Genomic DNA, 22787 nt, shown 5'->3' on the forward strand with positions numbered 1-22787 from the left:
GCCAAGTTCGCGCAGTACGGCGATGCCTTGCGCGGCGAACGCCTCGTTGAGTTCGACGACATCGAAGTCCTGCGGCGTCAGGTTGAGCCGGGCGCAGAGCTTTTGGGTGGCCGGCACCGGACCGATGCCCATGATGCGGGGCTCGACACCGGCCGTGGCAGCACCCAGGACACGCGCGATCGGGGTCAGCCCGTATTTGGCGACAGCAGCTTCCGACGCCACGATCAGCGCCGCCGCGCCATCATTGACGCCCGACGCGTTGCCCGCCGTCACCGTGCCGCCCTCCTTGCGGAACGGCGTTCCGAGCTTCGCCAGCGTCTCCACCGTGGTGCCGGCACGTGGGTGCTCGTCCTTGGAGACCACGATCGCATCGCCCTTCCTCTGCGGGATGGTGACGGGGACGATCTCCCTGGCCAGCCGGCCATTGGCCTGTGCGGCAACCGCCTTCTCCTGGCTGCGCACCGCAAAGGCATCCTGGTCGGCCCGGCTGACGCCGAACTGTTCGGCGACGTTCTCGCCGGTCTCCGGCATGGAATCGATGCCGTACTGCTTCTTCATCAGCGGATTGACGAAACGCCAGCCGATGGTGGTGTCGTGGATTTCGGCATGGCGCGAGAAGGCCGTCTCGGCCTTGGGCATGACGAAGGGGGCGCGGCTCATCGATTCCACACCGCCGGCAATCATCAGTTCGGCTTCGCCGGCCTTGATGGCGCGCGCGGCAATGGCCACCGCATCCATGCCCGAGCCGCACAGCCGGTTGATCGTCGAGCCCGGCACCGAGACCGGCAGGCCGGCCAGAAGCAGCGCCATGCGGGCGACATTGCGGTTGTCCTCGCCGGCCTGGTTGGCGCAGCCATAATAGACATCGTCGACCGCATCCCAGTCGACACCGGCATTGCGGGCCACCAGCGCCCTGATCGGCTCCGCGCCGAGGTCATCCGCACGCACCGAGGCAAGCACCCCGCCGAACCGGCCGATCGGCGTGCGAACATAGTCGCAGATATACGCTTCGCTCATGTCGTGATTCCTTCCCTCGCCCGCGCCGGCCGGCGCAGAGCCATCCGATTGCGTCGGATTGTCTTGGTTTCAGCCCACCAGACGGCGAGCAGCGGTTTCGGCCATGGCCTCGGCTAGGCTCATCGACCACTGCGCGCGACAATAGGCGCGGAAATCGAAACAGGGCAAGCCGGGGCAGACCTCGAATTCGATCAGATGAACCGTATCGTCGGCATCGACACGCAGATCGATGGAAAAGACGTCGCGCAGGCCAAGGCCATTTATCAGCTTCGCGGCGATGCGGCGAATCTCGGCGTCCGCCGCGGGTTGGGTTGCAGCGAGCGGAACAAGCGCCGGCTCGACATAGGCGCCGGTCGCCCTGGCGTCGGCGCCGGTGTCGCCGTAAAGCGCCAGACTGTCGGCCATGGTCTGGAAATCACCGCCGGAATCGACCAGGAAAACCCCCAGCGACGACATATCGGCGTGTCCCGTCACGTCGAGAAAGCTGGCCCGCACATTGCGGCCGGCGACATAGGGCTGCACGACGACATCGTCACGGTAATGCGAGAAGACGCGGCGGCTCAACTCCAGGGCATGGCCGAGGTCGCGAGAGTGCGAATCCGGCCAGATGCCTATCTTGGCGCCGAGCCGGTTCGGTTTCACGAACCAGCCGTTCTCGCAGGCCGGCGGTTCGACCAGCCAGCGGCCGTCGCGCGCCAGGCCGGCTTGCGGTACAGGCAGACCCAGAGCCGCAAGCACCGCGCCGGAGCGGAACTTGTCCTGGCAGAGCGCAAAGAGGGAATCGTCTGCGCCGAGTGTTCTTGAGTTCGCGAGCCGGGCCAGGGCAGGGGCGCTCCCGCCCCGGAAATAGGCGATGCCATCCGTCAGCGTCCAGACGAGCGAGGTGGCAGGATCCGCGCTGGTGATCGCAGCGGCTGCCTGGTCCAACTCCAGGGGCGTGAAGGTGATGCCGCGCTTTGCCGCCTCGCGCCAGATCTCGGCAAATTCAGGCGCGAGATCGGTCGATTGGGCGAGATAGGATGAAATCTCCGCCGCTCGCTCCGTCGGATATCCTTGGCTCACCAGCCGGTCAAGGCAGGCTTTTTCCGGTTCGTAGACGAGGAAGAGACGCGGCTGCGGCATGGTGGCTGAGACCAGTGAGTTTGGTGCCAGTCTCGCTGCCGGACTGTCGCTCGGGTCTGACGAAACCGACCTGTGCCGCGACGCCAGCGACCAGAGCGGAATGCGGCCGAGATGTTGGCCGTTCAGATCAGCACACGTGGCTCAAACCGACCTCTGACCGGGAAATCGATCAGGAAGGTCTTGCCGGCGTCGGGGTCGGCGGCACGCTGCGCTTCATCCTGGTCTGCCCATGCCGAAGTCACAGCCAACCGGTCGGCATCCGCACCGATAAAGGCCGGGCAGGATGGCTGGGTGACTGGCATCGGTATTGAGCGCACCAGCTTGCCGTCAGGTGCAAAGGCGTTGACGGCCGAAGCACCCCAGCACGCATTCCAGAGGATACCGTCGCGATCGACGACTGAGCCATCGACATTGCCGACATTCTGCCGATGATCGCCGAAAAGCTTGGGCTCACCCGTCGGCAGGCCTGTAGCCGGATCGCAGTCGACCCGCATCAGCAGCTTTTCCTCGCTGTCGACGTAATAGGCGACAGTTCCATCTTCGCTGAAGGCAATGGAGTTGGGCACGGTGATGCCATCATAGAGTTTGCGCAGCTCACCCCTGAAGAACCAGTAGATGGCGCCCGCTTTCTTCTCGTGTGTCTTGCTCATGGTGCCCAGCCAGAAGGCGCCGCACGGATGCACGCGCGCATCGTTGGAGCGGGTGCCTTTGTTCTCAGCCTCGACCGGCGTGTGAAGCGTGAGTTTGCCGGTCGCGGCATCCCGTACATGCAGGCCGGTTTCCGTGAAGACCAGCTGCCGCTTGTCGTCGATGGTTGCGATGGCGCTCGCCATCTGGCCGAGGTCGTGGGCTTTGGTGGCGCCGCTGCGGCCGCGCTCCAGCAACTGACCATGCACGATGTTGAACCAGTAGAGCGTTCCGGTCGCCTGATCGTAGCTCGGGCCCTCGCCGAGTTCGCAGACGTAGTCGGACAGGACCGAGACGATGCCAGTCATTTCTGCTCTCCAAAAACCTGATCCCAGACCGCGACAGCAGCTTCGGCGCGCGTGGCGACGTCGGTCACCGTCATGCCCGGCTTGAACAGGCTGGAACCCAGCCCGAAGACACTGACGCCTGCCGTCTTGTAGCCGGCGAAGTCCTTTTCGGAGACGCCGCCCACCGCTCCCACCGGCGTATCGGCCGGCAGGACCGCGCGCATCGCGGCAATGCCGCCCGGACCGAGCACGCTGGCCGGAAAGAACTTGAGCGCCGAGGCGCCGAGCCGGATCGCCTGGAAGGCCTCTGTCGGCGTGAAAACCCCCGGCATGGTGACCATGCCGTGATGCGCGGCGCGGCGCATGACGTCGGCATCGATGTTCGGACTGACCAGAAGCCGCCCATCTGCAAGCTTCAACGCGTCGACATCCTCGGCGGTCAGCACCGTGCCGGCGCCAACCAATGCTTCATCGGGCAATGCCTTCACGATCGCCGCGATGGACACGAACGGATCGGGCGAGTTCAGCGGCACCTCGATGGCCTCGATGCCGGCCCGGTAAATCGCCTCGGCAACGGCCACCGCTTCGTTCGGACGCAAGCCGCGCAGAATGGCGACGAGACCGCGCTTCAGTTTCGGAAACGGTGCGGTGAGGCTCATGTGGTTCCTTTCTCGCCGGCAATCATGCCGTTTTCTCGCGCAGCGGCAAACAGACCGGCGCGCACGGCGGCTTCCGCATCGACGGATCGAACCTGAAGTCCGGCCAGTTCCAATGCCTCGGCATAAAGTGCGCCGAGTGCCCCCGATCCCACCAGCACCACCGATCCACCGCCAGTTCCGTAGCGGCGCTGGGCCGAAGCGATCTCGCCGCCGATGAGCAGTCCGGACAGGCGCGCGGCGGCATTGTCCGGCTTCAGATCCTGCAGCAGCCCTGCGGCGCGGATCGCAAACAGCCGCGACGAGACGTCGCCACCATCTTTTAGCGCCTGCTGGCACCAATGGCGGAACTGCTCGTTTCCGGCAGCGACCGCGGCCGGATGCTCGCCGAGCGAATGGCGCAGGATCGAATGCGTCGCCAGTATCGAAAACAGTTCACCGGTCGGCCAGGTGCCGAAGCCGGTCACCGCACGGTCTTCCACCACGACCCACTTCGAATGCGTGCCGGGCATGCAGACGATATGCCGTCCTTTGGCCGGAAGATCCGCGCCGGCCAACTGTGTCTCCTCGCCACGCATCACATCCGGCGCATCCGCCAGCCGCTGTGCCAGGCCAGGGACGATACGCACGTCCCGCGCTGTATCGGGCACGCGGATGGCGCCCCGCAGGATGGCGTCGATGGGTGCCGCTACATCGACATAGGGTGCCTCGATCCAGCCCTGGCGCGAGCCGGCCATACCGCAGATGACAACCGGCAAGGTTGCAGGAGCGCCCATGGCGGCGAGGTGCCGCTCAAGCACGTTTGAAAAGCCGGTTTCACGCGCCGTGATCAGGCCGTCATCGCCACGCCGCTCGGCCAGCACCTTGCCGTCGCCGGCAAGCAGCCAGGCACGCAATCGGGTTGTGCCCCAGTCGATGGCGGCAATCGCAGGTGTCGTGCTCACAGCAGCCCTCCGTCGACGATCAGCGTCTGCGCCGTCAGCATGGCCGAGGCGTCCGAGGCCAGGAACAGGCACGGCCCAACCATGTCATCCGGATGCATTTCGCGCGGGATTGCCTGGCGGGCGATATGGGCTTCGAGCTTGCCGGGTGCGACCCAAAGTTGCCGTTGGCGCTCGGTGATGACCCAGCCGGGCGCGATTGCGTTCACCCGGATGCCGTCCTTGCCGTAGCGGCCCGCAAGCCCCTTGGTCAGGCCGATGATGCCGGCTTTCGCGGCCGTATAGGCCGGCATGTCGCCGATGTTCAGCATGAAGGACGTCGAGGTGAAGTTGACGATGGCGCCGCGACCCAATTTCTGCATTCCGGGCACGACCGCCTGGACAGTGAAGAAGTGCGGCCGGAGGTTGATCGACAGATTGTCGTCCCATTCGTCGACGGTCACCGTCTCGGCGGCATGGCGGATGTCGTTGGCGGCGTTGTTGACCAGTATGCTGACCGGCCCATGCGCCTGTTCGGCGGTCTTCACCGCCGCCCGGAGGGCCTCGATGTCGCGCAGATCGGCGTTGAGGAACAGCGGCTTCCGGCCAGTCAGGCTTGCGATCTCATCACACAGCGCCCGGCTCTGTGATTCAGCGATATCGACAAAGGCTACTTTCGCACCCTGGCGGGCAAAGCCTTCCGTCAACCTGGCGCCGATGCCCGTGCCGCCGCCGGTGATCAACACCGACGCACCTTCCAGATCGGCGAACCGCGCCGATGGCATCATTGTGGTTTCCTCCCTCGCGCATCGGCCCGAAAATCGGGATCGATTTCGGAAAGCACGACGCGCAGCTTCAAAAAATGTCAGAGCGTCCTTTGCGCGTCCGAAAGGACGCGCGGCGCTCTGGTCCGACGGCGCCGCATCCTAGCCAGCGGCTTGGCCGGGGCAAGCGCGAAAATGCTTATCGCATCATTTTGTCAGACAAATGGGAAAACCAGAAGAAATGCCGCCATTCTGTGCAGACCGGCGGCCTGGCAACGTTTCAGATTTCAGATCGCCCTGGCACGCAATGCGCCGCGAAAGGAATCCCGCAGATAGCCGAGCGTGGCATCGGCATTGGCCGGCTTGCCGAACAGATAGCCCTGGCCTCCGGCACAGCCGAACTGCACGAGGCGGTCGGCCTGTGCCTCCTGCTCGATGCCCTCTGCCACGACATCCATGCCAAGACCCTCGCACATGGCAAGAATGGCGCGGATGATATGTTCGGACGGCCGATCTTCCAGGATGGAGGAGACGAAGGCGCGATCGATCTTGAGCTTGTCGAAATTGAATTCGCGCAAGCGACCGAGCGATGACTGGCCGGTGCCGAAATCGTCCAGCGAAACGCGGATCCCGACCCGGCGCAGGTCCTCGACGATCTTCTCGGCAGAGATCGGATCGTTCATCAGACCCGTCTCGGTGATCTCGATCTCCAGCCGGCGCGGATCAAAACCGGTGCGCTCCAGGATCGACAGGATGTGCAACCCGGTATTCTGGTCGACGAGTTGTGACGGCGACAGGTTGAAAGACAGGAAGAGATCGCCTGGCCAGCCGCGCGCCGCTTCGGTGGCCTTGCGCAACACCAGTTGCGAGAGCGGACCGATGATGCCGCGCTCTTCTGCAATGGGAATGAAAACGGAGGGGGAGACGGGGCCGAGATCCGGATCCGACCAGCGCGCCAGGGCCTCGAAACCAATGGTGCGACGGGTACCGAGATCGACGATCGGCTGGAAATGTGGCTCGACTTCGCCGGCCGACACCGCGCGGCGCAAAGCCTGTTCGATGCGGGTGACGCGCTTGGCAGCCTCTTCCATCTCGCGGGTATAGACGACGACCTTGCCGCGGCCGGAGCGTTTGGCGTGGTAAAGCGCAGTCTCGGCTTTGTTGATCAGGATGTCGGTCGTCTCCTCGCCGGAATAAAACAGCGAGCAACCGGTGGAAGCCGAGAGCCTGGCGGTGCGTTCGCCGACATCGTAAGGCGCCGACAGGATCTCGATCAGCATACGCGCCCGCTCGGTGGCGGCCTCTTCGCTGAACACCATCGGATAGAGGAAGGCAAATTCATCGGCGCCGATGCGGCAGACGGTGGAATGGCTGTCCATCGAAGCGCGCAGACGCATTGCCACCTGGATCAGGATGTCGTCGCCGGCCTTGTGGCCGAACAGGTCGTTGATGGGTTTGAAGCCGTCGAGATCGAGTATGCCGACGGCAAAGGGGGCTGGGTCGTCCGAGCGGTCCGCGATGAGGCGCTCCACCTTGTCGAAGAAACGACGGTGGTTGCCGAGGCCGGTCAACGGATCGGTGAAGGCCAGATCCGTGTTTTCCCTGTTCGTCTGCCCGGTGCCAAACGACGTTTGCATCGGCGTCCCTGTTCTTATTCTGGAATTTCCTGCCAGAGTGACAGCAAACCGTTTAAGAAAGGTATCTCGAATATAAGCCGGCGCTTTCGCATCAGGCCAAGATGATGGCGCCGAAGGTTAGCCGGATTTGACCCGATAAAGTTCGAGCGGTTCACCTGCGGTCTCCGGGATCGGTTCCAACCAGGTTGGCGGTTGGCCCTTGATCAGGGAGGCCAGGAAGCCGTCCGGCGCTCGCGTTGCGAGTAGCTTGGTCTCGGCGTTACCCGGGCAGAGTGCGACAATACCGACCCTGTTTGCCTTGATTATCGCCTTGGCGTCGGCCTCCGATCCGAGGAACGCGTCGAGTGCGAGCAAATTGCCCACGACGTTGCGATGATACAGCGACGCGAGAGCACGATGATCCGTATACATCACGATCGGCGACCCGAGGTTGGAAACAGCGAGAACAGTGGTCGCCGGCTCTGTTGCAAGCCTGAGAAACTGCTGCCTGCCATCGCAGCTTGCTGCGGAGGCGGCATCGAGTTGCGGTTCCATCCTATCTTCAATGGAGACCGCTGCTGCAGCTGCGACCGTCCAGCTGAAGTTGAAAGAAATGATCCAGGCTGCGGCCATGCGCAATGAAGCAAGCCCGGAAGGATGTTTTTGAGCGTGTTGGCGCCAGACCCCGATCCAGGCCGAAAGCGGTATTACGGCAAAAGCAATCGAGAAGGGTGATCCCCGCACCTGCCAGGCGCTCACGACGAAGGCGACAATCAGCAACGCCGCAACCAGCGTATCCTCACGCCGCCAGTCGTCGCGGCGGCGGCGCAGTGCCATCAGTATTAGAGCCGCAGCGGGTGTCGCGTAGCGTCCCGCCACCGAAATCCAGTCGTCCGCCAACAGTTGCCAGAGCGACCGTGCCTCGGTGATGTGAGCGAACCAGAATTCCCTCAGTCTCGGGTCAAGGTCACCATACGGCGCTGCCAGGCATTGCGGGAAGAAGACGAGCATGACGGCACCGAGCGTGATCGCCATGCAAACGATCGAAATGGAGCGTCGCCAGATTGTACCGCTCAGCATTTCCAGGCTGCATAGAGTGGCGAGGCCACCACCTGCAAGCACAGCGAGGGTGAACTGGAAGCTGGAAAAAGCATCACATCTCGCATCCCCTGTACCCCAAGAGGAGGTCGGAACGGTGAGGATGAAGACGAGCGCCGAGGTGCCAGCAAAACCCAGGCCAAAATTACGGGCGATCGGCCGTTCGTGATCGCCGTCGATGAGAAACATCACCGTCAGCGTGAGACCTAACGTTGCCACGTAGGGCGTGGTTTCCATACCCACCGCCAACATCAAGGCGGCACATATACCGGATCCGATTGCCGCTCGGCTCTTTCCTGGCGCTATCATCGCCAGATAAAGGGCACCACAAGCCAGCGTGAGCTGTACATTGTGATGATCGAACGAATTCGGCGAAAAAGTGCCGATGAAATAAAGCGCTGTGCCACCAATCACTATTGCCGGAAGCACCGCGCCCGCTCCACCGTAGAAACGAGCGGCTCGAATCAGGATGAAAATGCAAGCGAAATAGAGCAGGAGCGGCCAGATGCTCCCCGCGAGAATCTCCGCCGTGGATTCGCTGGCGCCGAATGCACTGGCGGCCAGAATGATAGCGGCTATTGGCGCGTCGACCAATCGCGACCAATGCATCACAAAACCGCCTTCCGGCCCCATACGATACTGATGCAGGTCGAACCAACCTTGGCCACCAAGAAAATCCCGCACCTCGACCAGCCTGAGCAGGCTGTCATTGTCACCGTGAGCGTTGGAAAGAGATGGAAAGCCGATAAGCGCCGTTGTCATCAGAAAGAAAAGCATCGCGCAAGCCGCGAGTAGAAGATGATGCCGGCTTTCGGGGTGAACCTGAGATTTCACGAGTCATTCGCAATCGGTGAACTGCTTTCCTAAAGGAAAGGGTACACCAGCAGCCTTCAATAAACTGTAAAGTGGCTTCCTGGTTGGCCGGGTCTCCATGGCTGGCTCCGTGCTGTCACAGCCGGCCCTTCCATGCGAACCGAGCGAACTTGGTCTTAACGCATTTGGAATAGGTCTTGGTGCGATCGCACGGCCGAAGACGTGATGTGGAGCCTCGACATGGAAGGTCAGATATCCCAGGTGAGCATGCTGAAGACCGCGGAGAAGAGGCTTCTCAATGCGGTGCATGGTCGGGCCGTGTTCCGGCGCCGTGTTCGGATTCTGGCAGCACGCCTGGCGGAAGAACTCGGCAGCTCGGGCAGTGTTCTCGATCTCGGCTGCGGCGACGGATCAATTGCGCGCGCGATCATGGACATCAAGCCGGGGCTGACCTTTCGTGGCATCGACGTGATGTTACGGCCGCAAACGCATATTCCGGTCGAGCGCTTTGACGGCGAAATCATCCCTGCCGGCGAAAACACCTTTGATTGGGTGACGATTGTCGATGTCCTGCACCACACCGACAACCCAGGCCGACTTCTCGCGGAGGCCGCGCGCGTGGCGCGCAAGGGCGTGGTCGTCAAGGATCATCTGCGCGAAGGTTTCGCCGCATACACGACGCTGCGTGTCATGGATTGGGTGGGCAACAAGGGACACGATGTCCGCCTGCCCTACAATTATCTCAGCCGTGCCGAGTGGGACGAGGCATTCCATGGCGCCGGCCTCGAGATACAAAGCTGGCAGCAGAGCCTCCGGCTCTATCCCATGCCGGTAGGGCTCGTCTGTGATCGGAATCTGCATTTCATCTCGACACTGCGATAGTCAGCTCTCGCTGCTGACGAAGACCCAGTATTTGGAGAAGGCATAACTCATGATGGCTGCCGTGGCCGTAACGGCCATCGAGGTCTCCAGGGGCGCCCAGGCCAGGGTACTTCCGCACAGCTTCCCGACAAGACCCGCCGCGGTGGCGCAAACGACTTGCGCGACAGCGTAGCGCGACAAGGTCGAGCCGCCGCTGCTGATGTCTGAAAAAGTCCAGTCTCGTTGTGCCAGATAGGCTGCGCCGAATGCGACTGCGTAGCCGACCACGCTTGCCGTAAGAGCGGGTACGCCGAAATGCAGCAGCGTGTAGGTCAGCATGAGCAGCAGGAGATTGGCTCCCGCACCGACAACAAGGAAACGCAACAACCGGCCTTTGACCGGTCGCCGCCCGGTTGCGATGGTTTCTCTACCCTTGGCCAACGAGCGCCTCGTCGCTCTCTGTTATCCTGCGTTTTAGCGGGATCTCCAGTACCCCAAGCAGGAAGGCGGAAAAGAAAAGCTGGAGCGAGATGACCACAAGGCTGAGGCCGAGCACCACGATGCGCGGAATTTCCGAATCGTTCAGTGGGCCGAAGCTCAGAAGCGCCCAGCGAACGGTTGCGTAACCAAAGAATAACGCCCCAGCGGTGAACAATATGCCTGCGTTGACCGCCAGCCTGTCGGTGCTGAGATAAGCCAGCAGCCAGTCGGACCGACGGTTCTTGGGCAGGATACCGGTCAGATCAGCGTAGCGGCGGGAAATGGCACCGCAGGTGATCAATTGAACACCGGTGACGACCGCGAAACAGGCAGCGACGAAGGTGTTGAGGTCGAGTGACAGATTGTCGATGACCCTGAGCGGCCCGAACGCAAGAAGCGCCGCGAACATCAGGCCGATGCCGGTAAGGAACATGCCGGGAATAAAGAATAGCCAACGCGGATTGTACATCAGCAGGAATTTCAGATGTCGCCAGCCATCCCGCCACGTGCGCAGGTGTGGAGGCCTGCTGCGCCCGTCGGGCTTCAGCGTGGTTGGCACTTCCTCGATGCGCAGCTTTGCCAATGCTGCGCGCACCACCATCTCGCTGGCGAACTCCATACCCGTCGTCTGCAGATTCAGTTTGCGGACAGAGTCCGTGCAGAAGCCACGAAGCCCGCAGTGGAAATCGCCTATTCGCAATCTGAAGAATAGCCTTCCAAGAAAAGACAGCACAGGATTGCCGAGGTAGCGATGCAACTTTGGCATGGCTCCCGGTGCGATGCCGCCCTTGAAACGATTGCCCATGACGACATCGGCGCCGCCGCGCAAGTGTTCTACAAAAAGGTCGAGCCGTTCGAAATCGTAGGAATCGTCTGCGTCGCCCATGATGATGAAGCGGCCACGCGCGGCGGCTATACCGCCGATCAGTGCGGCACCATAGCCTTTCTCCGCGACGGGAACCACGCGGGCACCGAAGGTCGTTGCAATATGTTGTGAGCCGTCGGTACTGCCATTGTCCGCGATCAGCACCTCACCCACTATCCCCGACCGGCCGAGAAAATTTTTCGCCTTGAGAATGCACGTCGCCAGCGTCTCGGCCTCGTTGAGGCAAGGCATGAGGATGGTTAGTTCAACTGTCTCCAACGTCGGTTCGACAGCGAGAGATCTATCGGTCTCGCGAAACTTCTTTGCTTGCACGCCCATTTTACTACCCCACCAGACCAAGCGGGGAGGACTATGCGTGGCAATGCCTTAAGATTTCGATGAAAGGTCGGTTGGGGCCGACGGATTGGCAGCCTGTGCGCTAGACGCTACATCATTGGCCATCGACAACAATGCGCTCAGCGGAGTCTCTGCATGTCCCTCAAAGTCGCCGTCCAGATGGATCATGTCTCGACCGTCAGCATCGCCGGCGACACATCTTTCGCGCTCTCTCTGGAAGCGCAGCGGCGCGGCCACCGATTGTATCACTATACGCCGGACCGGCTGTCGCTGCGCGACGGCAAGGTCTTCGCCCGCATCGAGGAGATGCAGGTGCGGGATGTGAAGGGCGATCATTTCACGCTGGGCGAGGCTGTGTGCACGGACCTGTCGGAAATGGACGTGGTCCTGCTGCGCCAGGACCCGCCCTTCGACATGAACTACATCACCACCACCCATATGCTGGAGCGCATCCACCCGCAGACACTGGTGGTGAACGACCCGGCCTGGGTGCGCAACAGCCCCGAGAAGATCTTCGTCACCGAATTTGCGGACCTGATGCCGGAAACGCTGATCACCAAGGATCCGCTGGAAGTGGCCGCGTTCCGCAAGGAGTTTGGCGACATCATCGTCAAGCCGCTCTACGGCAATGGCGGCGCCGGCATCTTCCATCTGCATGAGGCCGACCGCAATCTGGCCTCGCTGCTGGAAATGTTCGGCCAGCTGTTCCGCGAGCCCTATATCGTCCAGCGTTACCTGAAGGACGTGCGCAAGGGCGACAAGCGCATCATCCTGATCGACGGCGAGCCGGTCGGCGCCATCAACCGCGTGCCTGCTGAATTCGAGTCGCGGTCCAACATGCATGTCGGCGGCCGCGCCGAAAAGACCGAGCTGACCGCGCGCGAGCGTGAGATCTGTGCCCGCATCGGTCCATCGCTGAAGGAGCGCGGCTTCATCCTCGTCGGCATCGACGTCATCGGCGACTACATGACCGAGATCAACGTCACCTCACCGACAGGCATCCGCGAAGTGAAGCGCTTCGGCGGTGCCGACATCGCCGCCCTGTTCTGGGACGCGGTGGAAGCCAAGCGCGGCTAGAGCTTTCGCCGTTTCACGGAAACAACGACTTTGCCTGCAAAATCGGCAGCAACCCGGTTGCATCTCATATGGTTGTTTGTTCCCGTATTGTTCTTGATCTGACCTGAAAACCATGCTTTTCTTGACCCGTGGCCGCTCCGGCCATGCGGGTAGGGTGCCCGCCTGGGGGCTCAGATGGTTTCGCGCGTTCGCACGGTGGCGTTCCAGGGCATAGAGGCCGTGCCGGTCGACGTCCAGGTGATGATTGCGCCCGGCAAGGTCGGCATGTCGATCGTCGGCCTGCCGGACAAGGCCGTGGCCGAAAGCCGCGAACGCGTCCAGGCGGCTCTTCATGCCTCCGGCCTGTCGATGCCGGCACGCAAGGTCACGGTCAATCTCGCGCCGGCCGATCTGCCGAAGGAAGGCAGCCACTACGACCTGCCGATCGCGCTCGGCCTGATGGCCGCCCTCGGCGCCATTCCCGGCGATATGCTGGCATCCTATGTCGTTCTTGGTGAACTTTCGCTGGACGGTACGATCGCTGCGGTCGCCGGTGCCCTGCCGGCGGCGGTCGGCGCCAATGCCGACGGGCGCGGGCTGATCTGTCCGCACGCCTGCGGTCCCGAAGCGGCCTGGGCCGGTCCCGACATCGATATCGTCGCGCCGCGCAGCCTGATTGCCATGGCCAATCATTTTCGGGGCACGCAGGTGCTGTCACGCCCGCAGCCCGGCGTGCATCAGAGCGCGCGCAATCTGCCGGACCTTGCCGATATCAAAGGTCAGGAAAGTGCCAAGCGTGCGCTGGAGGTGGCAGCGGCCGGTGGGCACAATCTGCTGATGGTCGGCCCGCCGGGTTCCGGCAAGTCTATGCTGGCGCAGCGCCTCCCCTCGATCCTGCCGCCGCTGGCGCCGAAGGAGTTGCTGGAGGTCTCGATGATCGCTTCGGTCGCCGGCGAACTTGCCGGAGGCAAGCTGACCGACCGGCGGCCATTTCGCGCACCGCATCACTCGGCCTCGATGGCGGCAATGGTTGGCGGCGGCGTGAGGGCGCGTCCGGGAGAGGTCTCGCTCGCCCATCACGGTGTGCTTTTCCTCGACGAATTCCCGGAGTTCTCGCCGCAAACGCTCGATGCGCTGCGCCAGCCATTGGAAACCGGCGACTGCATGATCGCCCGCGCCAATCATCGCGTCACTTATCCGGCGCGCATCCAGCTGATCGCGGCGATGAACCCATGCCGTTGCGGCATGGCTGGCGAGCCCGGCTATCGCTGCCTGCGCGGCGATCGTTGCCGTGTCGACTATCAGGCGCGGATCTCGGGTCCGCTGCTCGACCGGATCGATCTCAGGGTCGATGTACCGGCCGTCTCGGCCAGCGATCTGATCCGGCCGGATCGGACGGAGCCGAGTGCCACGGTTGCCGAGCGCGTGGCGCTGGCGCGAAACATCCAGCTCAAGCGTTTCGAGGCTCAAGGCGTCACCGGAATTGCGCTCAACGCCCATTGTTCGCCAGCCATGATCGAGGCGATTGCGGCACCGGATGCGGCAGGGCTCGCACTGCTCAGCGAGGCCAGCGAAAAACTCGGCTTTTCCGCGCGCGCCTATCACCGCGTGCTGAAAGTGGCGCGCACCCTGGCCGATCTCGACGATTGCGAAACGGTCGGGCGCATCCATCTCGCCGAGGCGATCTCGTACCGCATGGCATCGGGACGCTTGTCGCAAGCGGCTTGAAACAGCAACCGCGTACGGAGTTGTGAATTATTGAACAGCGCCGACCAGCACCTGCTGGCCATCGCGGATCGAGACCCAGCGGCCGGTGTTGTCGATGGCCTGGCGCTTCAGGAAGCGATAGCCGCTCTGATCCCAGGGCTTGACCTTGTCGGTCAGGTTGTCGAGCACGAAATCGCCCTTGTCGGTGCGCACGGTCAACACCGCATGGCCTTCGCCGTCCGGCTTGCGGACCACCGTCACCAGCAGGTTCGCCAGCGAAACGCCCTGCCTGGCCAGCCGGCGGCGCTTTTCAAGCACATAATCCTCGCAATCGCCGACACCCTTGTCCGGGTAGGCCCAGACCTCGTCCTTGCCGTAGATTTCCAGGTCGCTCAGCGGCTTGACCGCGGCATTCACTGCAGCCGTGACCCTGCCAAGTTTGTTCAAGAGCGCTGTGGTCAACCTGGCCGGCGCCAGGTCCTTGGGACGAACGGAACATTCGGCAGGACGTGTCTTGCAGAATTCGTAGTGTCCGATCGGCTGCGTGGTCGCTCCGCCCGTGGCCATCGCGCCGGCGGCCGACGCGGATGGCATCGCCCAGATCGCTGCAGCCAGCCCAATCGCCGCCGCCGCAAAGACACGCAAACCTTGCGTCGCTGGTGAGGAGTTCATCGTCCCCCGCTCGCCCCTGTTATTAACGAAACGTTAATGAGGATTTACATGTCGTGTCAATTCATCCTGATGGCGGATTCGCCGAAAGGGTTAATCGCGGCCCGGTCATTGCGGTGATTGCGCAACAGTCAGCGCCGTCAATTTCGTCTGGATGGCAGGCCAGGGACAAAATGGGAGCGTGGCGGCTCGTTTCTTGAAACAAACCGTTCGCCACGCGGGTCTAAAAGATCGCGTTCAAAAATACGTGATCAGGATCGTGCCTCAAGCCTGAGTCGGCTTGGTGGCCTTCCGCTTCACCACCACCTTCTCGGTGCGGCCGTAGCTGGTGATGAAATCGACGATGCGCGGCACGATCTCGGCGCGGAAGCGTGAGCCGTTGAAGACGCCATAATGGCCGACCGCCGGCTGCATGTAGTGTGCCTTCATGTCGGCGGGAACATTGACGCACAGGCGATGAGCGGCTTCTGTCTGGCCGAGACCCGAAATATCGTCGTTCTCGCCCTCGACCGTAAACAGCGCGACATTGCGAATGGCGCCTGGATCGACCTTCGTGCCGCGATGCTTCATCTGACCCTTCGGCAGGGCATGGCGCACGAACACCGTTTCCACGGTCTGCAGGTAGAACTCGGCGGTCAGGTCCATCACCGCCAGATATTCGTCGTAGAACTCGCGGTGCTTCTCGGCGCTGTCGCCGTCGTTCTTCACGAGGTGCATGAAGAAGTCCTTGTGGGCGATGATATGCCGGTCAAGGTTCATGCTCATGAAGCCGGAAAGCTGCAGGAAGCCCGGATAGACGTCACGGCCGAAACCCGGCACCGGCCATGGCGCTTGCATGACGACGTTGTCGCGGAACCAGTCGATGCCCTTTTCCTCGGCAAGGAGGTTGACCGCGGTCGGGTTGCAGCGCGTGTCGATCGGTCCGCCCATCAGCGTCATGGTGGCTGGCGCGAAGCGATCGCCGCGCGCTTCCATCAGCGCCACGGCAGCCAGCACCGGCACCGAAGGCTGGCATACCGCCATCACATGGGTGTCCGGCCCAAGCGCATGCAGCATGTCGACCACGTAGTCGATGTAGTCATCGAGATCGAAACGACCGGCCGAGACAGGCACCATGCGCGCATCGACCCAGTCGGTGATGTAGACATCGGCATGAGGCAGCATCGCCTCCACCGTGCCGCGCAACAGCGTTGCGTAGTGGCCCGACATCGGCGCCACGATGAGAAGCTTAGGGTCGGTGCGGCGGCCGGCGGGCACCTCGCGCTGGAAATGGATGAGGTTGCAGAACGGTTTCGACCAGACGACGCGCTCCGTGACCGGCACGGTCTTCCAGTCGACCACGGTCTTGTCGAGGCCGAAGGCCGGCTTGCCGTAACGGCGTGTGGTGCGCTCGAACAATTCCGCAGTCGCGGCCACCGAACGGCCCCAGGGCGTGTGCGAAAACGGATTCAGCGGATTGGTGTAGAGAACCCGCACCGCCTCGGCATAGGCGCGCGCCGGCTGCAGGGCAGCATGGTTCATCTCGTAGAACTGGTAGAACATCAAATGGTCTCCGCTGCCCTCGGAACGAAGGGCTAAGAGCAATTCCAGGAAAAGTGTGTAACGGTTTTCCGTCCGGAATTGCGCAAAAACAAAGAGTTAGGGCGTTTCCGCGTTTCCGTGAAACGCTCTAGAAGCGACCCAGTCACTTCACTCTGTCGCAACGAAGTTAACAAGAAATTGTTGCGGCGCAATAGATCACGTTGGGTGAGTTATCCCCATACTTTAGGCCAAAGCCTTGAAAAAGGCCGGTCAGCAGGCCCAGTCGGCTATGGGTGCAGGTGCGAAGGCGTCTCATTGGCAAGTGAGCCGGCGGTGAATGCCGGCCTCAAGCGAATCAAAGAAAAAGCGCCGCAACGAGGCGGCGCTTTTCATTTCATCCATTGCCAATGACCGGATCAGACCCTGGCCATGCAAACAGCGGCGTGGCCGGAGCTGACGAAGCCCAGCTGGCGGGCGGCCCCGCGCGACAGATCGAGCACCCGACCCTTGATGAAGGGGCCACGGTCATTGATGCGTACGACGACGGTCTTGCCGTTGTTTTTGTTGGTAACCTTGAGCCGGGTGCCGAAAGGCAGGCTGCGATGAGCGGCAGTCAGGGCTGAAGGGTTCATGCGCTCGCCCGACGCAGTCTTTGAATGCAGGGCATACCAGGAAGCGCGACCGCATTGTGCAGCGGCGGAGGAGGTGGACGCGCCGGCGACAAGGCCGACCGCGACAGTGACCGCGGCAAGCGCGGCCTTCTTGTTGTTGATTGTCATTCCGAGGGAACGGCTCCGTTGATCGATAGGAGGCCGTTAGGGTGAAATGCGGCGGCAAATCTGGCGCGTTTCGGGCGATTCTGTGGCGAACGGACACGTTTTGAAACGCCGGGAAACAGTCTGTCAGAATATTGTCCGACAATCGCGCAGTTCAGATTACGAATCACACCGCCAGGAGACAGAATCGCTTTAGCCCGCGTGATTCTGATCTCCAAGTACAATTCCGGAATTTGTCAGTGTAATCTCAGCCATCACGCAATCATGCTATGGCCAGCGCAAGGCGAATTGTCCGCTAGCATAAAACGCGCTGCACTCTTCAGTCGCCGGATAAATTCAACTGATGCCATGGGGTCCACCACTCGGCAGCGGCACGTGGCGCGTGTGGGAAAGAGGACAAATAAAAAAGCCCGGCAATGCCGGGCTTTTTTGAAATGCTCACCACTTCATGTCGAAGCAGTGCGGAAACTTGGTGCCCAGAAGAGGACTCGAACCTCCACGCCTCGCGGCACACGGACCTGAACCGTGCGCGTCTACCAATTCCGCCATCTGGGCTGGTGGGCGCTCATGTAAGCGGGCAGGCCGACCCTGTCAACGCGCTTTTTTCAAGCAATGCAAAGGCTCGGCATAAATGTCGCTTGCTGGCGCCGGCAAAATGTCCCACCGCATCGTGCCCGCCGAAAGCCGGAAGCGATTTTCGGCAAGCGCGACACACGGATTCCCAATTCAGCCGGCCAGAACTTCCTTCGAAGCGACGCTCGAATCGGCGTTGAGCTTGTAGATGACCGGCACGCCGGTGCCGAGCTCCAGCTTGACGATCTCCTCGCCAGTCAGCCCGTCCAGCGCCATGATCAGCGCCCGCAGCGAATTGCCGTGGGCCGCGACCAGAACGGTGCCGCCAGCCAGCACGTGCGGCTGCAGCGTGTGCAGGTAGTAGGGCCACACACGTGCGCCGGTGTCCTTCAGGCTCTCGCCGCCGGGTGGCGGCACGTCATAGGAGCGGCGCCAGACATGCACCTGGTCTTCGCCCCATTTCTGGCGGGCGTCATCCTTGTTGAGGCCGGACAGTTCGCCGTAGTCGCGCTCGTTCAGCGCCTGGTCACGCACCGTCTTCAGGTCGCTCTGGCCGACGGCATCCAGGATGTGCTGGCAGGTCTTCTGGGCGCGCTGCAGGGCCGAGGTGAAGGCGATGTCGAACTTCAGTCCGCGTGCCTTCAGCTTCGCCCCGGCGGCCTTGGCTTCGGCATGCCCCTGTTCGGTCAGGTCGACGTCGCGCCAGCCGGTGAACAGGTTCTTCAGGTTCCAATCGCTCTGGCCGTGGCGCACGAGCACGAGAGTTCGCGACATGTTTTCTCCTTTACTGGAGCGTTTCCGGCAAAAGCGGAAACGCTCTAACGACGTTCTGATCTTCGTTCAGGCGTCCCGGCTAAGGCCGAGCACGTCCCGCATGGAGTAGAGACCTGGCTTGCGCCCATGCGCCCAGAGCGCCGCCTTGACGGCGCCACGGGCGAAGATGGCGCGGTCCTCGGCGTGGTGGCTGAGCGTGACGCGCTCTCCGGGGCCGGCAAGGAATACCGAGTGTTCGCCGACAACCGAGCCGCCGCGCAGCGTGGCGAAGCCGATGGTCTTCGTCTTGCGTGCGCCGGTGTGGCCGTCTCGGCTCCGCACGCTGTTTTCGGCAAGCGCGATCTCTCGGCCCGCCGCCGCGGCCTCGCCGAGCAGCAGGGCGGTTCCGGAGGGAGCATCGACTTTCTGGCGATGATGCATTTCGAGGATCTCGATGTCGAAATCCTCCGGATCAAGCGCCCTGGCTGCCTGCTCGACAAGAACCGCGAGCAGATTGACGCCGAGGCTCATATTGCCTGACTTGACGATGGTGGCGTGTCGCGCTGCGGCGGCGATTGCCGCGTCATCCTCGTCCGAGCAGCCGGTTGTGCCGATGATGTGCGCAATGCGCGCCTGGGCCGCATAGCCGGCGAATTCGACGGTGGCGGCGGGCGACGTGAAGTCGAGCACGCCGTCGGCCTTGGCGAAGGCCGGCAGCGGATCGTCGCCGATCGCCACGCCGATCGGACCGATGCCGGCAATCTGTCCGACATCCTTGCCGACATGAGGCGAGCCCTTTCGCTCGATCGCGGCGGCGACGGTTGCTCCGGGTATGGTGGTGATGGCGCGGATCAGGGCCTGGCCCATGCGGCCCGCGGCACCCACCACCACCAGCTTCATTTCGCTCATGCGCTATCCTCCGGTCGTTCCATCGGCTCTATTCGCCATCGCTTCTGCCTCACCGTCATCGACAAGGCCAAGCCCCTGTCCGCCTTGCAGGTTGTGGAAGCGTGCATAGGCGCCGCCCGGCCTTGCGATCAGCTCGGCATGCGTGCCTTCTTCCACCAGCTGGCCCTGTTCCAGAACGACGATATGATCGGCATTGACCACTGTCGACAGCCGGTGCGCGATGACGATGGTGGTGCGCCCCTGCACGATGGTGGTGAGCGCCTGCTGGACACGCGCCTCCGATTCATTGTCGAGTGCCGATGTCGCCTCATCGAGAAGCAGGATCGGCGCCTGGCGCACGATGGCGCGTGCAATCGACAGGCGCTGGCGCTGTCCGCCGGAAAGCGTCACGCCGTTTTCGCCGACCGGCGTGTCATAACCCTGCGGCTGCTGGCGGATGAAATCGTCCGCGGCGGCCTGGCTTGCCGCGAACTGGATGTCGCTGTCGTTGGCGTTCGGCCTGCCGTAGCGGATGTTGTCGCTGATCGTGCCTTCGAACAGATAGGGCTGTTGCGAAACGAAGGCGATCGACTGGCGCAGCGACTGCTTGGTGACCTTGGAGATATCCTGGCCGTCGATTTCGATCGAACCGTCGTTCACGTCGTAGAAGCGCTGCAGCAAGGCAACCAGCGTCGACTTGCCGGCGCCGGAGGCGCCGACGATCGCGGTCGTCTTGCCGGCCGAGGCCGTGAAGGTGAGGTTGCGGATAACCGGCAGGTCGGGGACGTAGCCGAAGGTCACATTCTTGAAGCGGATCTCACCAGCCTCGATTCTGGCATCCTTGGCATCCTGCGCATCGCCCTGGCGCGGCTCGAGGTCGAGCAGTTCGTAGATCATGCGCGCATTGACCATGGCACGCTCGACATTGACCTGGGTGCGGGCGAGGCGCCGTACCGGATCATAGGCCAGCATGAAGGCGGTGATGAACGACATGATGTTGCCGGGCGGTTGGCTGCTATAGGCCGAACGGTACATCGAATAGGCAACGACACCGGCAATGGCGAAACCGGCAAGCATCTCGGTGACCGGGGCGAGGCGTTCCGAAACGCGGGCGATCTTGTTGTAGCGGGATTCCGCCCTGTCGACCAAATCGCCGATCTTGCGGGTCAACTGCTCTTCCATGGTGAAGGCCTTCACCACGGCGATGCCCTGCACGGATTCCTGCATGGCGCCGATCAGATGCGAGTTGATCTCGACCGATTCACGCGTCACGCGGCGTACGCGCCGCATGATGTAGCTGACTGCCCAGACCAGCGGCGGACCGATCAGGAAGATGCTCGCAGCCAGAAATGGCGCCTGGTAGACCATGACGACCACTAGGCCGATCAGGGCCACGAGGTCGCCGGCGATCGATTTCAGCGTCATCGAGAACAGATCACGGATGCCGGCGACGTTTTCGTTGATACGCGCCGCAAGCTGGCCTGAGCGCGTTTCGCTGTAGAAATCGACGCCCAGCTTCATCAAATGGGCGAAGACGCGCTTTTGATAGTAGGCAACGATGCTGTTGCCGATCTTGGCCAGCGTCACGCCGGCGCCGTAGGTGGCAAGGCCACGAACCAGGAAAATGCCGACGATGGCGCCGCAAATGACAGGCACCAGATCATAGCGGTGCTTGTAATAGAGCTCATCGACCATCGGCTGCATGATGTACGCCGCGCCGCCGGTGGTTGCGGCCAGGGCGATCAGACAGAATGCCGCCATCCAGTAGGATTTCAGGTGCCCGCGGCCGGCCTCGTCATAGATGCGCCGCAACACAGCGAAGACTTCGCTGGGGTCAGCCTTTCTTTTTGGTTCGTTGGAGGCCAAATTTCAGTCCGCTACACTGCGTTCATCGGTCGCCCGTTGGCGTCCGGCACCTATTAGCCTCATCGGCTGTCCTTGCCTATGGCCAATGGGCAACGCGCGAAAAATGCTTGGACGTAACTCCAGGAAAAGTGTGTGGCGGTTTTCCGCCCGGAATTGCGTGAAGACAAAGAGCTGGAGCGTTTCCGTTAAGACGGAAGCGCTCCAGCGCGCTCAAGCGCTCCAGCGCCGGCCATCGGTCTCGACGCCGAACAGGGATGGTGCCCGCGCATAGGCGGCAAGTCCGGCCAGCGCTGCCAGCGGATGCGTAATGACATAGACGGGCATGGACCGCATCATCTCGCTGTGCGGCGCCTTGTCTTCGAAGGCGGCGCGGAAATTGCCTGCCTGCAGCGCCGGTACGATCTTCTGCGCAATGCCGCCGGTGAGGAAGACGCCGCCGCGGCTCTTGAAAACCAGCGCGAGATCGCCGGCGGTGCGGCCAAGGCAGGTGACGAAGAGCGAGAGCGCTTCTTCCGCCACCGGATCGGATTTCGCCAGCGCCGCCGCCGTGATTTCAGCCGGCTTGACGAAGGGAGCGGTCTTGCCGTCGGCTTCGGCGACGGCGCGGTAGACATTGACCAGTCCGCGCCCGCACAGGATCTGCTCTCCGGAAATACGGCCCTCGATCTTTTCGATGTGCGGAAATACCTGGAAGTCGCGTGGCGTGCGCGGGCCGATGTCCATATGCCCGCCTTCGCCCGGTACCGGGATCCAGTGCCCAAGCGCGTGGATCAGCCCGGCGACGCCAAGACCGGTGCCCGGGCCCAGTACGACGCGGCTGGCATTCGGCTCGGGCTCGCCGCCGCCGATCTTTTCCATATGCTCTTCGCCGAGCGCCACCACGGCAAGGGCCTGCGCCTCGAAATCGTTCAGAACGACGACCTCGCTGAAGCCGAGGTCCCGCAGCATCACCTTGGGCCGGATCACCCAGGGACAGTTGGTGAGCGGAATTTCATCGCCGTTGACCGGGCCGGCAATGGCCAGCACCGCTGAATTCGGCCGCACCGCGGAGCGGTCGAGAACGGCAGCCTGGATGGCGGCATCGATCGTCTCGAAGTCGGCGGTCTGGACGATATGGGGCTCGCCGGCTTCGGCATTCGCGTCGAGCACGACGGAGAAGCGCGCATTGGTGCCGCCGATGTCGCCGATCAGGATCGGGAATCTCAGCACGCCGCTTCCGTCAGTCATTCCCATCCCCGGTCCGATGTGGCGATGGCTCGCCTCGTGTTCTCAACAGTGCGGCCAGGGCATTGCGCATTCATTCGGACGCGCAAGGACGCTCTGACCGTTTTAAGGCTGCGCATCGTGCAGTCTTCACGCCGATTCGGTCGCCTGCAACCTTCTCAATCGATTGAATGCTATAAACAAACAAAAGCGCCCCTGAAAGGGCACTTTT

The 22787-nt window shown here is 62.5% G+C and carries 20 protein-coding genes and 1 tRNA gene; 3 read left to right on the forward strand and 18 right to left on the reverse strand.

Annotation, left to right across the window (positions count from 1 at the left end):
- The 8 genes from AO692_RS10685 to AO692_RS10720 all read right to left on the reverse strand — a co-directional run.
- Nucleotides 1-1017, reverse strand: a 1017-nt coding sequence (locus AO692_RS10685; RefSeq protein WP_054310056.1) for a thiolase family protein, incomplete at its 3' end; no start/stop codon positions are given.
- Between the two features lie 69 nt (nucleotides 1018-1086).
- The gene (locus AO692_RS10690; protein ID WP_054310057.1) at nucleotides 1087-2139 is read right to left on the reverse strand and encodes a D-alanine:D-lactate ligase-like protein; all 1053 of its coding nucleotides are present in this window, start codon (nucleotides 2137-2139) and stop codon (nucleotides 1087-1089) included.
- A gap of 122 nt (nucleotides 2140-2261) precedes the next feature.
- On the reverse strand, nucleotides 2262-3134 hold the full coding sequence (locus AO692_RS10695; protein WP_054310058.1) for an SMP-30/gluconolactonase/LRE family protein: 873 nt from the start codon (nucleotides 3132-3134) through the stop codon (nucleotides 2262-2264).
- Nucleotides 3131-3772 (reverse strand): 2-dehydro-3-deoxy-6-phosphogalactonate aldolase, encoded by a 642-nt coding sequence (locus tag AO692_RS10700; protein ID WP_054310059.1) that lies wholly within the window; start codon nucleotides 3770-3772, stop codon nucleotides 3131-3133. The genes AO692_RS10695 and AO692_RS10700 overlap by 4 nt, the downstream gene beginning before the upstream one ends.
- On the reverse strand, nucleotides 3769-4713 hold the full coding sequence (locus tag AO692_RS10705) for a 2-dehydro-3-deoxygalactonokinase (protein WP_054310060.1): 945 nt from the start codon (nucleotides 4711-4713) through the stop codon (nucleotides 3769-3771). Before AO692_RS10705 ends, AO692_RS10700 begins: the two co-directional genes overlap by 4 nt.
- Nucleotides 4710-5477, reverse strand: a complete 768-nt coding sequence (locus AO692_RS10710; RefSeq protein WP_054310061.1) for an SDR family oxidoreductase — start codon at nucleotides 5475-5477, stop codon at nucleotides 4710-4712. Before AO692_RS10710 ends, AO692_RS10705 begins: the two co-directional genes overlap by 4 nt.
- Before the next feature lie 263 nt (nucleotides 5478-5740).
- On the reverse strand, nucleotides 5741-7090 hold the full coding sequence (locus AO692_RS10715) for an EAL domain-containing protein (protein ID WP_054310062.1): 1350 nt from the start codon (nucleotides 7088-7090) through the stop codon (nucleotides 5741-5743).
- A 117-nt stretch (nucleotides 7091-7207) separates the two neighbouring features.
- Nucleotides 7208-8944: a GtrA family protein gene (locus tag AO692_RS10720; RefSeq protein ID WP_244483323.1), complete on the reverse strand. Its 1737-nt coding sequence runs from the start codon at nucleotides 8942-8944 to the stop codon at nucleotides 7208-7210.
- A gap of 276 nt (nucleotides 8945-9220) precedes the next feature.
- Here AO692_RS10720 and AO692_RS10725 point away from each other — a divergent pair, with 276 nt between their 5' ends.
- Entirely contained in the window at nucleotides 9221-9862 is a 642-nt protein-coding gene (locus AO692_RS10725) for a class I SAM-dependent methyltransferase (protein ID WP_054310064.1), read from the forward strand.
- Here the strand turns inward: AO692_RS10725 and AO692_RS10730 are convergent, their stop codons facing one another.
- Both AO692_RS10730 and AO692_RS10735 read right to left on the reverse strand, forming a co-directional pair.
- The gene (locus AO692_RS10730; RefSeq protein ID WP_054310065.1) at nucleotides 9863-10282 is read right to left on the reverse strand and encodes a GtrA family protein; all 420 of its coding nucleotides are present in this window, start codon (nucleotides 10280-10282) and stop codon (nucleotides 9863-9865) included.
- The gene (locus AO692_RS10735; RefSeq protein ID WP_244483324.1) at nucleotides 10269-11546 is read right to left on the reverse strand and encodes a glycosyltransferase family 2 protein; all 1278 of its coding nucleotides are present in this window, start codon (nucleotides 11544-11546) and stop codon (nucleotides 10269-10271) included. Before AO692_RS10735 ends, AO692_RS10730 begins: the two co-directional genes overlap by 14 nt.
- Before the next feature lie 132 nt (nucleotides 11547-11678).
- Here AO692_RS10735 and gshB point away from each other — a divergent pair, with 132 nt between their 5' ends.
- Both gshB and AO692_RS10745 read left to right on the forward strand, forming a co-directional pair.
- Nucleotides 11679-12620 (forward strand): glutathione synthase, encoded by a 942-nt coding sequence (gene gshB / locus AO692_RS10740; protein ID WP_054310067.1) that lies wholly within the window; start codon nucleotides 11679-11681, stop codon nucleotides 12618-12620.
- A 174-nt stretch (nucleotides 12621-12794) separates the two neighbouring features.
- Nucleotides 12795-14327, forward strand: a complete 1533-nt coding sequence (locus tag AO692_RS10745; protein ID WP_054310068.1) for a YifB family Mg chelatase-like AAA ATPase — start codon at nucleotides 12795-12797, stop codon at nucleotides 14325-14327.
- Nucleotides 14328-14354: 27 nt separating this feature from the next.
- Here the strand turns inward: AO692_RS10745 and AO692_RS10750 are convergent, their stop codons facing one another.
- The 8 genes from AO692_RS10750 to AO692_RS10785 form a co-directional block, all read right to left on the reverse strand.
- Entirely contained in the window at nucleotides 14355-14978 is a 624-nt protein-coding gene (locus AO692_RS10750; protein WP_054310069.1) for a transglutaminase-like cysteine peptidase, read from the reverse strand.
- A 261-nt stretch (nucleotides 14979-15239) separates the two neighbouring features.
- Complete coding sequence (locus AO692_RS10755) at nucleotides 15240-16517, reverse strand: polyhydroxyalkanoate depolymerase (RefSeq protein WP_054310070.1); 1278 nt, start codon at nucleotides 16515-16517, stop codon at nucleotides 15240-15242.
- Nucleotides 16518-16912: 395 nt separating this feature from the next.
- Entirely contained in the window at nucleotides 16913-17275 is a 363-nt protein-coding gene (locus AO692_RS10760) for a septal ring lytic transglycosylase RlpA family protein (RefSeq protein ID WP_054310071.1), read from the reverse strand.
- Nucleotides 17276-17742: 467 nt separating this feature from the next.
- Nucleotides 17743-17827: transfer RNA gene (locus AO692_RS10765), tRNA-Leu, on the reverse strand.
- Nucleotides 17828-17998: 171 nt separating this feature from the next.
- Nucleotides 17999-18619 carry a 2,3-bisphosphoglycerate-dependent phosphoglycerate mutase gene (locus AO692_RS10770; protein WP_054310072.1) on the reverse strand — a complete coding sequence of 207 codons (621 nt, stop codon included), beginning with the start codon at nucleotides 18617-18619 and terminating at the stop codon, nucleotides 17999-18001.
- A 66-nt stretch (nucleotides 18620-18685) separates the two neighbouring features.
- Complete coding sequence (dapB, locus tag AO692_RS10775; RefSeq protein ID WP_054310073.1) at nucleotides 18686-19507, reverse strand: 4-hydroxy-tetrahydrodipicolinate reductase; 822 nt, start codon at nucleotides 19505-19507, stop codon at nucleotides 18686-18688.
- A gap of 3 nt (nucleotides 19508-19510) precedes the next feature.
- Entirely contained in the window at nucleotides 19511-21247 is a 1737-nt protein-coding gene (locus tag AO692_RS10780) for an ABC transporter ATP-binding protein (RefSeq protein WP_082407313.1), read from the reverse strand.
- A gap of 315 nt (nucleotides 21248-21562) precedes the next feature.
- Nucleotides 21563-22579 carry a glucokinase gene (locus AO692_RS10785; RefSeq protein WP_054310105.1) on the reverse strand — a complete coding sequence of 339 codons (1017 nt, stop codon included), beginning with the start codon at nucleotides 22577-22579 and terminating at the stop codon, nucleotides 21563-21565.
- Nucleotides 22580-22787: the final 208 nt, after the last annotated feature.

This window comes from Mesorhizobium sp. 1M-11 (genome assembly GCF_001303895.1).
Lineage (GTDB): Bacteria > Pseudomonadota > Alphaproteobacteria > Rhizobiales > Rhizobiaceae > Mesorhizobium.